Raw genomic sequence first — 12,934 nt, 5'->3', positions numbered from 1 at the left:
TACGAATGGTCATTTTGAATAAAGCTGAAAACTACCATGATGATCGCGGAAATCGCATCATCTACACCGGAGTTCTTGACAAGAACATCACGGTGAACTTTCGGGGTTCCAACAACACGCTCAGGCTGCATGACAAAGTGAAAATTGGTCAACTGAATGCACAGTTTGACTGCAATAACGGCACCATTGAAATTGCCAATAGTAATGCCGTTGCGCCACTTAAAATGTCCATCCGTGCGGGCCAGGACTCCTCGGTAAAAATCGGCGAGAATGTCTCGTGCACTTCAATCGTGGGCATTAGCGCAGTCGAAGGCACTCACGTTGACATCGGAAATGACTGCATGCTGGCTTCCCAAATCGAAATCCGTACGGACGACGCCCACCCCATTTTTGATGTCCGCACAGGTAAGCGGACCAACCCCTCACGATCCATACATATCGGGAACCACGTGTGGTTGGCGCGACGCTCCACCGTGCTTGGCGGGTCGTCCATCGCAGATGGTTCTATCCTGGGCTTTGGCAGCATCCTCAAGGGGAAAATCCCCAACAACTGCATCGCGGTCGGAGCCCCCGCAAGAGTGGTCCGCCGAGACATCGCATGGGAAAGGCCGCACCTGTCCTTGCGAGAGCCGTTCTACAAGCCCGACGCTGACTCAATCGAAAAGTCCGACTACTGGTCGTTAACAGACGACAATGACCTCGTGAACCCCACAAAGAAAACAACCACAACGGCGGCAACGAAAGGGTGGGCATCCTCAAGGCTCCGAACACTGCGTGTCAAGGCATGGCATCTACGCCGGAGGATTCAGGCACGTAACTGACGCCGTACCCCGCGGTGACCCAGCCAAGCGGCTTTCGCCTCCACACACTGGATTAGACTAGAGGTTGTTCATGCCCTTTTTCATTGGAGTCAGTATGCCCGTCATTATGCCGATCTACGGCACGCGTCCGGAAGCCATCAAGATGGCCCCGATTGTTGCAGCGTTGAATGCATCAAGTGACTTCGAATGCGTCGTAACGGTTACGGGCCAGCACCGTGAAATGCTTGACCAGGTCAATGAGCTGTTCGGCATCACCCCGGACCACGACCTGAACATCCTGCAGCCGGGACAGTCGCTCTCGGACATCCTCACCCGCACCATTAATGGCCTGGACAAGCTCTTCGCCGTTTCCAAGCCCGACGCCGTGGTTGTCCAAGGCGACACCACCACCTCCACGGCCGGGGCCATCGCTGCGTTCTACCGCGGCATCCCCGTCATCCACGCCGAGGCCGGGCTGCGCAGCCACAACCTGTTCTCCCCCTTCCCTGAGGAAGCAAACCGCAAAATCACGACCCAGGTGGCAAGCCTGCACCTTGCCCCCACCAGCACCAGCAAGGCCAATCTGCTGGCCGAGGGAGTCAAGGAGGTGGACATCGCGGTCACCGGCAATACGGTGATCGACGCGCTCCTGAGCACAGTGGACAAGAGGATTCCCTTTACAGATCCGGCCTTGGAGGAGCTTGCTGCCAGCGGCCGCAAAATCCTTCTGGTGACAACTCACCGCCGCGAAAACCAGGGAGACGCCATGCGCGGAGTCGGCCGGGCATTGGCCCGCATCGCACTTGCAGAACCCGAGTTGATGATCGTCCTGCCAGCACACAAGAACCCCGTGGTTCGGGAAGCTGTGCTGCCGGCAATCAAGGGGCTGCCCAACGTCATGGTCACCGAGCCGTTGGCTTACGGCGAGTTCACCCGCCTGCTGTCCCTGGCGCACGTGGTCTTGACCGATTCCGGCGGCGTCCAAGAGGAAGCTCCGAGCCTGGGCAAACCTGTCTTGGTCATGCGCGACAATACAGAGCGCCCGGAGGCGTTGGTGGCCGGCACAGTTAAACTGATTGGCACGGATGAAGAAAAGATCGTCTCCGAGGTCAACTCGCTGCTTCATGACCCCGCACGCTTTGAAGCCATGGCCACAGCAGTTAACCCCTACGGTGACGGGCAGGCAGCGGCACGAACAGTCGCTGCAATTGCCCAGCTCCTCGGCGACGGCCGTCGCATGGATGATTTCGGGTCATGACTCGAAATCCTCAGCGCGCATGTCGTCGATGAGCCATCCTTTTGCCTCATCGTTACCGCTGCTACTCAGTTCTCAGGTGAATCTATAATCTGGCCAACGCACACTGCGGGTGATAGGAACGCTAGAAAAGATTAGGTAAGATTGAGGTCGAAGGGGTGCTCCTTGCAGCAAGAAAATATTAGACTTGACATCACTATTTTCCTAAGCTCGGAGCACCTTTTCACCCAACTTGTTGGCAATTCGTCCGGGGACATGGGTTGGTATTAGATCTTGCGGTGTCGCGGCTTTTGATCGGTCATATGGCCCGCTCGCTGACCATACGGAGTTCCGACGCTTGGCCAATTAGGTTTCATCCACACGAGGACTCCGGATGTAGCGACGCTGAATAGCCACAAGGATTGCGAGCACTGCACCCTTCGCCGTTAAATGATCGATGCAAATCGCGGGTAGTGTGAGAATTTATATGTCAGGTTGTTAGCTGGTGTCCGTCGCTGTGAAGCGGGAAACCCTACTGTTCTCCACGGCCCAAAGTGGGGCTTGGACTGAAACCGTCGTGCTTCAATCGCCTCGCCCTCGAAGCGGTGCCACGCCATGGTGTTCGGGGCGTTGAAGTACGGAACGGAGACGGTGATCGTCAGTGCCGAGCACCGCGGTCTCAAAGGATCGACGTCTGCTAACTTAAGTAGGCAGGCTCCATTCATTGCAGCCTGACCATCCACCTCGTCACAGCGATACCGGCAGCCGTCTTTGACATGGCCCGGACATAAATGCCTAATTTGGCAAATTATTGGTCAATGTATTCGGCCAGGCGCTCCTGCGCGGATGCCGGGGTGAAGCCTGTGGATTTGATGCGGGCCAGGTCAAGGACGCTGTTTAGCGGCCTGGGTGCTGCTTCCTTGCCCTTGAAGTACTCTTCGGTGCTGACACCCGTGACGGCGTCGCGGTTGTGGCCGGTGAGTTCGTAGACGTCGGCGGCGACGTCGGCCCAGGACTGGGGGTCGCCGTCGTTGCTGAGGTTGTACACACCGTACCGGGCGCCGGAGCCGAGCAGGTGCAGGATGCCTGCGGCGATGTCCTCGGTGAAGCTGAGCCGGCCGATCTGGTCGTTGACCACGCTGGGTGCGATGCCCCTCCCGGCCAGTGACGCCATGGTCCGCACAAAGTTGCCGCCTTCACCGATGACCCAGCTGGTGCGCACAATGTAGTGGCGGGGAACGGTCGCCGCAACAGCGTCACCGGCGGCCTTGGACTGCCCGTACACGCCCAGCGGGGTGAAGGCCTCGTCTTCGCCATGGCTTTCGGCGGTGCCGTCAAAAACGTAGTCGCTGGAGACATGGACCAGGGTGATCCCGTGGGCTGTCGCAGTCGCGGCCAGCTTCGCCACGGCCGTGGCATTGATGGCCCACGCGGCCCGGCGCCCCTCGGGCGTCTCGGCAGTGTCCACGGCGGTGTACGCGGCGGCGTTGATGATGGTGGCGTAGTTCTTCCAGTTCCTACCGGTGTAAGAGGCATCCGCGGTGAGGTCAAAGTCGGCACGGGCGGCAAACTCAACGCTGGCATCGCCGTCGTACGCGGCCCGCAACGCCTTGCCAAGCTGCCCGTCGGCACCAAGGACCAGGGTCTTCCTGCCCGCCATCGGGGCGACCTCGGCCAGGCGCGGGTGCCCCTTGTCTTTCTCCGAGAGCTCGGCCGTTGCCAGCGGGATCGGCCAGGGGATCGCGGCACTCTCGTCCGCCAGGTTCAAGAACGTGTACCGGCCCTGGGCGTCCGCTGACCAGTGGTCGTTGACCAGATAGGTGTAGGCCGTGTTGTCTTCCAGGGTTTGGAAGGCGTTGCCGACACCGCGCGGGATGAAGATGGCCTGGGAGGGGTCCATTTCGGTCGTGAACACGGCACCAAAGGACTCGCCCGCACGCAGGTCCACCCAGGCACCGAAGATCTTCCCTGTCGCCACGGAAATGAACTTGTCCCACGGCTCGGCATGGATGCCGCGGGTGGTGCCGGCCTTTTCATTGAAGGAAATATTGTTTTGCACCGGGGTGAAGTCCGGCAGCCCCAACGCCATCATCTTCTCCCGCTGCCAGTTTTCCTTGAACCAGCCCCTGTTGTCACCATGCACCGGCAGGTCATACAGGACGACACCGGGAATCGGGGTTTCGGTGGCCGTGAGCTTCTTGGCGAATTCCAACGTCATCGCTACTGCCCCTGTTCCTTGTACTTCGCCTCGGTCGCGGCCTTCTGCGGACGCCACCAGGCCTCGTTGTCCCGGTACCACTTGATGGTGTCCTCGATCCCGGCATCAAAGTTCGCAAACGACGGCGCCCAGCCCAGCTCGGTGCGCAACTTGCCGGACTCGATGGCGTAGCGCAGGTCATGGCCGGGCCGATCGACCACATGGTCATAGGCGTCGGCCGCCAGGCCCATGTGGGTCAGGATCAGTTCAATGACGTCCTTGTTGTTCTTCTCACCATCGGCACCAATCAGGTACGTCTCGCCAATGCGGCCCTTTTCCAGGATCGCCAGCACAGCCGAGGAATGATCGTCGGCATGGATCCAGTCCCGCACATTCTCGCCCTTGCCATAGAGCTTGGGACGGATCCCGTCGATGACATTGGTGATTTGGCGCGGGATGAACTTCTCCACGTGCTGGAACGGACCGTAGTTGTTGGAGCAGTTGCTGATCGTGGCCGCCAGGCCGAAGGAACGCACCCAGGCACGCACCAGCAGGTCCGAGCCGGCCTTCGTGGACGAATACGGGCTCGAGGGGGCATACGCCGTCTCCTCCGTGAACCGCTGCGGCTCATCCAGGGCCAGATCGCCATACACCTCATCGGTGGAGATGTGATGGAAACGCGTGCCGTGCTTGCGGGCCGCCTCAATGAGCGTGTACGTGCCAATGATGTTCGTGTCCAGGAACGGGCGCGGATCATGCAGCGAATTGTCATTGTGCGACTCCGCCGCATAATGCACCACCGCGTCGGCAGCAGCGACCAGCCCGTCAACGAGTTCCGCATCACAAATATCACCCTGCACAAACGCAAAACGATCAGCAGCCAAGCCCTCCAGGGAGACCAAATTACCGGCATAGGTCAGCTTGTCCAACACCGTCACATGCATGCCGGTATTTTCAAGGACGTAATGGACAAAGTTGGAGCCAATGAACCCGGCACCACCGGTCACCAATAGAGTCTTCATTTACCCAAATCTACCGGGCGGAGATGACTTGGGCGCATATATATGGCCAAGACACCCGTAATCTTCGTCTCTTTGAGCCATTTCATTTGGCTAACCCAAAGGAAATGGCAGCATCCACCCAACAAAAAATAGAACCAGCGCCCATAATAGGTCCTGCTAAACGAGGTCCGTTTACCTCATCATTTTCAAAGGCACAGGGCCTCAGCAAGTAACAATTCAAGGGATATGCCAAACAGACAACCTCCAGGAATGGCATGTCCTTACGTTCCCCGATAGAGGCTGTCCAACGTCGCCCAGGCATGTCTGGGCATCGAAGTACGTCCATGAATCAGATTCCATCCGCACGTTATTGCAAAGCATTGCACAGCGCCAATAATCAAGAGCCGTGGCATTGGAGGCCTGCCAGAGCGGCCCCTATGTCTCCCCTGTGTGACACCGGCACAGTCGTCCAGCCCACCGGCGACATGACCCTGCGCCCTGACTTACGGCATCATGGTGATCAACAACCTCGAATCAGGCGACTTCATTCGCTCTTCAATGCCCGGCAACGAAAACATCTCCACCTACCTCGCCAAACACACTGACAGCACCATGAGCGTCATGGTCGTCAACCAGAACGCCCCCACGGCACCAGGACTCCGGTCGAGTGAAGAGTTTGGGTGTTCGTTGATTTTCTTGGGTTTTCATTGCTGCTTCCTTGACACACCTCACTCCCAGCGCCTGCATGGATCAACCCACCCAAGGAAGCCACGGAACAGTCAGTCGCCTAGTTCCCCTTCGTACCATTCAGCTTGAAAATTCCCTACCGCGCGTAGCCGTACGTGTTATGCACAGGGGCCCGTGACGACTATTGGATCCAGCTCCCGATTACGTGCCCCTTCGGGGCGATGGCAACCGAACGTGCCAACTGGGCGGGGCTGATCGTTGGGCGGCTACTCCGCCCGGACAACGCGCCGGAGACCGAACGTGCGCATCAAACGGCCCAGAGCACCGCGGAATGCACCAGCGAGGCAGTCCTGACCAAAGGATGAGGGCAAGCATCTTCCGGCGCCCGTACAGGCATTCGGGCGTCATCTGGTGCCGTCCAGTGACCTTCGTTGGCATGCCGGACGGGCTCGCGAATCTTGTCGTCCAACAGGGTGTCGGTCACATCCCTGTCGGCGATTTTCTGGTCGGCTTGGCATCAGGCCAGATAGGTTAGTGTCGGGGTTTTTAGCCACTGCTGACGCAGGACGCGAAGTATCGACTCGGCTGCACAACCCTCGGTTCTCCCCTATCCGATTCAAGGATCAGCGGTTTCGCCGGTATAGCTCCCCCGCGAAGAAAACTGACGCCCGGCGCAGAATCTCGTCATCTTACCGCAGTCGCCGGTTCTCGGCCTTGAGACACTTGAGCTCGGCAGGCTACTCGCCGGTCACGCCGGTGCGAGCTCCGTCATCCATCTCGGCTCCCGAGAGTCAGCGCCGCACCGACTCGCGGGAGCCGCCTTCCTGGGGCGCGACCTCGCTCACCGCCACCCTCTGGATTGGTTACTCCTGCTGGTGTTCACGCACGAGCCGCACGCACCTGGCGCGCAGCTGGGGATGGATCTTCTCCGGAATGCTGGCCGTCGTTCCGGACTCAAATAGCGCCGGCACAAGCCCCTAATGGTGAAGGCCGTTGGCTACGGGGTCGAGTCCGGTGGACCACAACCCGACCCCGGTGGCGTCGGCAAGCAAGCCAGTTGCTTGCGCCACATCAGCTGCTGGAATTTACAGCCCAGCGGTTGATTCGGCCTTACGTTCAGTCACGACTGCGCACCTTCGTGCTCGCTCACCCAAGCCTGGGCGCGCTCGTAATCCTCAGGGGTGTTGATCTCGATGCTGCTGCTCACGGCGACGCGGGCGACGATGACGAGGCCGTGTTCGAGCGCGCGGAGTTGCTCGAGATTCTCTGCCCTCTCCAACGGCGTGGGCGTCAGCGTCGGGAATCGGCGCAGCACATCGCGCCGGAAGGCGTACAGCCCGAGGTGCTGAAGATACGGGTGATCGAGTCCGCGCGGGTTCGCCGGGATGAGGGAGCGGGAGAAGTACAGTGCCCGGCCACTCGCGTCGGTGACAATCTTGACCGTGTTGGGGTCGTCGGCGAGCTCAGGCTGGAGCGGCATCGACACCGTCGTCATATCTGCAGCCTCACCCTCACGGAACGGGGCAAGCAACGCGCTGAGCGCGGCATGGGACACGAACGGCTGGTCCCCTTGAACGTTCGCCACGACGTCGTACTCGCTCGGCATCAAGTCGGCTGCTGCGGCGACCCGCTCGGTCCCGTTTTCCAGCGACGGTGACGTCATAACTGCAACGCCGCCGAACCCCACCACGGCATCAAAAATCCGCTTGTCGTCCGTCGCGACGACAACGTCGTCGAACTCGCCACTGGCGATCGTCGCATCCCACACCCGCTGTACGACGGTGCGCTCGCCCAATTTGAGCAGGGGTTTGCCCTCGAGCCGAGTGCTCAGGTATCGGGAGGGAATCACGGCGAGGGCTCGCATGAATGGACATCCTTTAGTAATTGGGAACGAGAGATACAGCAAGTCTAGTATCATAGGCGCATGTCTAAAACCGTGGCCATCGGGCCAAATGTCGCCGTTTCCAATGACCTACCCTGCGTGATCTTCGGAGGGATCAACGTCCTCGAAGACCTCGATTCGACACTCCGAGCGGCGTCACGATATGTAGAAGTGACCACCAAGCTCGGTATGCCGCTGGTATTCAAGGCATCGTTCGACAAAGCGAACCGGTCTTCGGTCGACTCATACCGCGGCGTCGGGCTTGACGAGGGTCTAACTATCTTCGCCGCCGTCAAGGCGGAGTTTGGCGTCCCAGTGATCACCGACGTTCACGAGGCTGCTCAGGCCGCTCCCGTCGCCGAGGTGGCGGATGTCCTGCAGCTTCCGGCGTTCCTCGCCCGCCAGACTGACCTCGTCGTGGCGCTCGCAAAGACGGGCCGGCCCATCAATGTCAAGAAACCGCAGTTCCTGAGCCCGCGCCAGATGGCCAACATCCAGCACAAGCTGGTCGAGGCGGGCAACGACCAATTGATCCTGTGCGAACGTGGCTCGCAGTTCGGTTACGACAATCTGGTGGTGGACATGCTGGGCTTCCGTGAGATGGTCGAGGCGTGCGACGGTGCACCTGCGATCTTCGACGTCACGCACAGTCTGCAGCGCCGCGAGGCCGGTGACGCCGCTTCCGGTGGACGACGACGCCAGGTCGCCGAACTTGCTCGCGCGGGCATGGCCCTCGGCATCGCCGGACTGTTCGTTGAGGCCCATGAGGATCCCGACAACGCACGGTGCGATGGCCCGAGCGCGCTGCCACTAAACGCGCTCGAAGCGTTCCTCGAGCAGGTCAAGGCGATCGACGACCTCGTAAAGTCGTTCCCCTCGCTAGAGATCGCGTGATTGAGCTCGTCCTGTTCGATGTCGACGGCGTGCTCACCGACGGCACCATCTGGATGGACAGCTCCGGCGAGGCATTCAAAGGTTTTCACGTGCAGGACGGGCTTGCCGTCTCGCTCCTACATGCACACGGCATCCGCAGCGGGGTGCTGTCGGGTAAGTCGAGCGCACCGCTCGACGCACGGATCAAGCAGCTCGGTTTCGATGTGGCGGTAACCGGCACCCTGGGTAAGGCAGAGGCCCTCGTCAGCATTACCTCGGATCTGGGGGTCTCTGCTGACGAGGTTGCGTATGTTGGCGACGACGTCGTAGACCTGCCGCTCGCGGGAATCGTAGGACAGTTCTATGCCCCCAGCGATGCCCATCCCCTCGTGCTGGCCGCCGCCAACGTCGTGCTCAATCGCCCAGGCGGGCGTGGCGTCGCCCGCGAGGCGGCCGAGCACGTACTCGCAGTACGCGGGCTGAGCCTCGAAGCCATGTACAAACCCCTACTAGAAACGATGACGAGCAGCCATGTCGTTCAGTGACACCACGAACAGCGCACCTCGGAGCCACGCGGAAGCCGGCCGCAGGGTACTTGTCGCAGAGGCGCGGAGCGTCACCGACCTCATAGAGCGCGTGGGCGCTGATTTCGAGGCAGCCGTCGAGGACATCCTCGCCTCCACTGGCCGCGTGATCGTGTGCGGGATGGGCAAGTCAGGCCTTGTCGGCCGCAAGATCGCGGCGACCCTGGCGAGCACGGGCACACCGAGTTTTTTCATGCATCCGGGCGAAGCGCTCCACGGCGACCTCGGGATGGCAGCGCCAGACGACTACTTCCTCGGGATCAGCAACTCCGGCGAGACGCACGAGCTCACTTCACTCCTGCCGTTCCTCATCGACAACGGCAACCACATCCTCGCGATGACTGGAAACGCCGCATCGACGTTCGCACGCAACGCGACATTCCATCTCGATGTCTCCGTGGCCGAGGAGGCATGCTCGCTCAACCTTGCGCCGACATCGTCCACGACGGCCACGCTCGCGATGGGCGATGCGCTTGCGATTGCACTCATGGAAGCGCGCGGCTTCGCGCCTGAGAACTTTGCCCGGCTGCACCCCGGTGGGTCACTCGGGCGACGTCTCCTCGAACGTGTGAGCGACATGATGATCACCGAGGACCTACCGTGGGTCACGCCGGCCGACGGAATCCTCGAGGTCATCCGCCAGATCACAAAGAGCCAGCTAGGCATTGCACTCGTGAGCGCACCCGATGGCACGGCGATCATCACCGATGGCGACATTCGCCGCGCCGTGCAAGCTCACGACCGCGACGTGTTCTCCCTCGTAGCCGCAGACATCATGACCCTTCACCCCACATCGGTCGCGCCCACCACCCGCATGGCAGACGCTCTTGCGCTGATGGACAACCGGCATATCTCGTCGATACTCGTCGCCGAGGGCAACAAGGTGCTCGGAGTGCTGACCAGCCAACCTGCTCCGCGCGGCTGACTCGTCGCGTTCGTTTGGTCGGATTCCTCTGAATTGCTCCCCGAAAGTTGGACCGAATAATTCGGTTCCCTACTTTCGGGGAGTTTTTCATGCCTCAAGACATCCCAGTTCTTGCCCCTATTACTACAGGCAGCTAGGTTGGCTCATTCCACGTTCTTCGACCGCCAAAAATTCACCGACACGGAGGTGTTCTCCACCTACCGCATCTCGTTAACGCTCAAGCGCCTGAGCCCAATGGAGCATTGAACTCAGGCACTTGGGCATAGACTCTTACTTCCCGTGTCCAACATTCGGGTACCCGTTCAGTCCGTGATCAATGCTTGAAGTAGGCCCTCAGGTCGTCGTCGGTCATGGTGTTCTCGGAGTGGTAACGGAAGTCTTTCGCGTCGCGGCCCACACCGTCGTTCGTGATGGCCTGTGACACGACGGTCGCGAGGGGGCGATCGACGTGGAAGGCGACGATCGACTCGTAGAACTGGACTGACAAGACTCGACGTTCCGGGTCGTGGTCCTCGACGAAGGCGGAGAAGCGGTGGTTAATACCGTGCGCCAGGTTGACAGCCCAACTCACGAAGGAGGTGTCACTCGGCCCACCAAATTCCGTCATATATGACGTGTGCGTGTCCTCGACTACCAAGAGCCCTCCGTCTCGGATGTGGTCGAGAGCCGACGATGCTGTGACGATCTGCTGAGCATAGGTGTGGCCACCGTCGTCGAGCAAGATGTCGACATCTCCTACCTCGCGGAAGAAATCCTGCCAGAACTGCGGGTCAGCTTGGTCGCCGATGTGGATCTCGAAACCGTCCTCGCGGAGCCAGACGGCCTCCGGGTTGAGGTCGATGCCGATAATCCTTGTATCCGGCCCGAAGAACTCCCTCCACATGTAGAGCGAGCCACCGTTAAGGACGCCCACCTCGACGATCACCGGGGCCTTGCCGGCGAAGCGAGAGAACAATTGGTCGTAGGCGGAGAAGTAGGTAGTGTGCTTCAGGCTCAAGAACGGTGCCGCGTCGAAACACGCTCGCGCCCGCGATCCGTTGCTCGATCCAAGCTGCACGGAGGCCGGCTGATTCTCCGCCTTGACAGCTTCAATCTCCGGTAGAGAATGACCACTCAATTTCTCCAACGCCGCCACCGCTTGCACCGCATCTCGATACGGAAGCTGTTGGATCACATCATGCTGGAGATTCCACCATTCGGAGGCGAGCAATCGCTGGCGAATGTCTTCGTCGAAGCGATATCCGATGTGCTTGGCAGGCACACCTCCCACGATCTCGTACGGTTCGACATCTTTGGTCACCACAGCGTTTGCAGCGACCACCGCGCCGGTTTGGATCGTGACGCCCGGCATGACAATTACCTGGGCTCCGATCCAAACATCGTGGCCGATACGCGTCACTTGCTTCGCAGGAATCGGCGGAGCGTCACTGCCTGCCTGGCCGTATCCTTCCAAACCAGAAAACCATGCCCGGTTTACGGTGAACCCGTGAGTCGAAAGCCCAGTCAACGGATGAGGAGCAACACCAATTTCACTCCCCCGCCCGCAACTGAAGTAACGACCGATTTCCACTCCGCCGTACACGATTGTCCCGACATTGAGAAACCCGAAGCGACCGAGTGATGAGCCCGCGTGTAGTTCGGATCGCGGCTGAAGCCGGACAGGGTGTTCGACAGTGCCCCCACACGCTGCGGTGGGGTCAATATGTGTTGCTTTCGCAGCGTCCTGGCTTTTCGGCAAGGACCTCGCCCCTTCGGCATCTGATAGATGTTGCAGCAGCCCCGTGATGCCTGTCCAGGTGGGGATACCGGCGTTGGCGAGTTCAACCTGTGAAGAGTCAAGAGTCGGAGTGAGGGCATCGGCCCGCACGGAAAGGCTCGCGTCGATCCGACTGAATGCGGGCGTTTCACGTCGGCTCCGGATCGCTGATTCAGTCGCCTTCTCCCAGTCGTTGGCCGGAACGTCCGCCCAGCGCGACGATCCGGTTCCGAATGCAGTCGCCAGTTGCTCCGACAAGTCGGCCCCACCCGCAGAGACTACGGCCAGTGAGCATTGCGTGAGGTCTAGATCCTTCGTCAATTCCGCCGGCGGTAGCTGACCGGGCACCCTATCCAACGGCGCCAGGATGAGGCCGGCGTCGGCAAGCCGCTGAGTACCTGTGGCGCCCATGTATCGAGAGAACGTGTCCAACCACACCGAACGGCCCGTGAGCAATACCTTCCGCCCCGCATTCCGCGAGAGCCCACGCGCGAGATGTAGCAGCTCGGCCTCGGCGGTCGCCACTGCCCGGTTATACGCCTCCAGTGCACCCAGATCTCCGAAGATCAGTCCATTGAGCAGCAGGTAGCCGACATACGACGGGTGGTTGCTAGCGTCGATGAACAGACGTTGCACTTCGTGCATCGGCAGGTGCAGAAGTGGGGCCAAGTCAATGATGTCGAGCCCGGGGAGCGCAGCGACAATTTCGTCGTAATTGAACACCGGGTGCCGATAGGGGCCATCTGCGATATGTCGTCCCGCAAGGCGATCCTGAACCTGCTGACAGAAGACATCCCAAAGGACATAGCGCGCGCGAGTTCCGAAAGCGTCATGCCAAGCGTGCATCCCTGCCAGGCCACGCTGCAGCATCTCCCGGTCCTTCTCAGGACTCATCGCTCCTGCTGCGAATGCGAGGAACCCGTCTAACAGAGTGGCGGAAGGCACCGGATCCTCTAGAAGGATGCCGTTACCGAATCGGAAGTCGCCGACGATAA

9 protein-coding genes and 1 pseudogene are annotated in these 12,934 nt (G+C 60.3%); 5 read left to right on the top strand and 5 right to left on the bottom strand.

The window, feature by feature from the left end; translation table 11 throughout:
- Nucleotides 1-5: 5 nt before the first annotated feature.
- Entirely contained in the window at nucleotides 6-821 is an 816-nt protein-coding gene (locus AC1L6K_RS09330; RefSeq protein WP_480952412.1) for an acyltransferase, read from the top strand.
- Between the two features lie 94 nt (nucleotides 822-915).
- Complete coding sequence (wecB, locus tag AC1L6K_RS09325; protein WP_480952411.1) at nucleotides 916-2,058, top strand: non-hydrolyzing UDP-N-acetylglucosamine 2-epimerase; 1,143 nt, start codon at nucleotides 916-918, stop codon at nucleotides 2,056-2,058.
- Nucleotides 2,059-2,842: 784 nt separating this feature from the next.
- Here wecB and AC1L6K_RS09320 read toward each other — a convergent pair.
- From AC1L6K_RS09320 to kdsB, 3 genes are all read right to left on the bottom strand, one after another.
- Nucleotides 2,843-4,252, bottom strand: coding sequence for a sugar nucleotide-binding protein (locus AC1L6K_RS09320; RefSeq protein ID WP_480952410.1), 1,410 nt, complete (start codon nucleotides 4,250-4,252; stop codon nucleotides 2,843-2,845).
- A 2-nt stretch (nucleotides 4,253-4,254) separates the two neighbouring features.
- The gene (rfbB, locus tag AC1L6K_RS09315; RefSeq protein ID WP_480952409.1) at nucleotides 4,255-5,253 is read right to left on the bottom strand and encodes a dTDP-glucose 4,6-dehydratase; all 999 of its coding nucleotides are present in this window, start codon (nucleotides 5,251-5,253) and stop codon (nucleotides 4,255-4,257) included.
- Nucleotides 5,254-7,039: 1,786 nt separating this feature from the next.
- Nucleotides 7,040-7,783 carry a 3-deoxy-manno-octulosonate cytidylyltransferase gene (kdsB, locus tag AC1L6K_RS09310; RefSeq protein ID WP_480952408.1) on the bottom strand — a complete coding sequence of 248 codons (744 nt, stop codon included), beginning with the start codon at nucleotides 7,781-7,783 and terminating at the stop codon, nucleotides 7,040-7,042.
- Between the two features lie 60 nt (nucleotides 7,784-7,843).
- Between kdsB and kdsA the strand changes: the two genes are divergently transcribed.
- The 3 genes from kdsA to AC1L6K_RS09295 are packed head-to-tail and all read left to right on the top strand — an operon-like array spanning nucleotide 7,844 to nucleotide 10,183.
- Nucleotides 7,844-8,695 carry a 3-deoxy-8-phosphooctulonate synthase gene (kdsA, locus tag AC1L6K_RS09305; RefSeq protein WP_480952407.1) on the top strand — a complete coding sequence of 284 codons (852 nt, stop codon included), beginning with the start codon at nucleotides 7,844-7,846 and terminating at the stop codon, nucleotides 8,693-8,695.
- Nucleotides 8,692-9,219, top strand: coding sequence for a KdsC family phosphatase (locus AC1L6K_RS09300; RefSeq protein WP_480952406.1), 528 nt, complete (start codon nucleotides 8,692-8,694; stop codon nucleotides 9,217-9,219). The genes kdsA and AC1L6K_RS09300 overlap by 4 nt, the downstream gene beginning before the upstream one ends.
- Nucleotides 9,206-10,183 (top strand): KpsF/GutQ family sugar-phosphate isomerase, encoded by a 978-nt coding sequence (locus AC1L6K_RS09295; protein ID WP_480952405.1) that lies wholly within the window; start codon nucleotides 9,206-9,208, stop codon nucleotides 10,181-10,183. Before AC1L6K_RS09300 ends, AC1L6K_RS09295 begins: the two co-directional genes overlap by 14 nt.
- A gap of 313 nt (nucleotides 10,184-10,496) precedes the next feature.
- Here the strand turns inward: AC1L6K_RS09295 and AC1L6K_RS09290 are convergent, their stop codons facing one another.
- Both AC1L6K_RS09290 and AC1L6K_RS09285 read right to left on the bottom strand, forming a co-directional pair.
- Nucleotides 10,497-11,318 (bottom strand): class I SAM-dependent methyltransferase, encoded by an 822-nt coding sequence (locus tag AC1L6K_RS09290; protein WP_480952725.1) that lies wholly within the window; start codon nucleotides 11,316-11,318, stop codon nucleotides 10,497-10,499.
- A gap of 116 nt (nucleotides 11,319-11,434) precedes the next feature.
- Nucleotides 11,435-11,573, bottom strand: a pseudogene (locus AC1L6K_RS09285) (DapH/DapD/GlmU-related protein); the annotation flags it as partial.
- Between the last annotated feature and the right edge of the window lie 1,361 nt (nucleotides 11,574-12,934).

The sequence above is a fragment of the Specibacter sp. BI4 genome (genome assembly GCF_056680095.1).
Note: the sequence above shows the minus strand (reverse complement) of the source record. Positions and strands in the feature narration are given on the sequence as shown.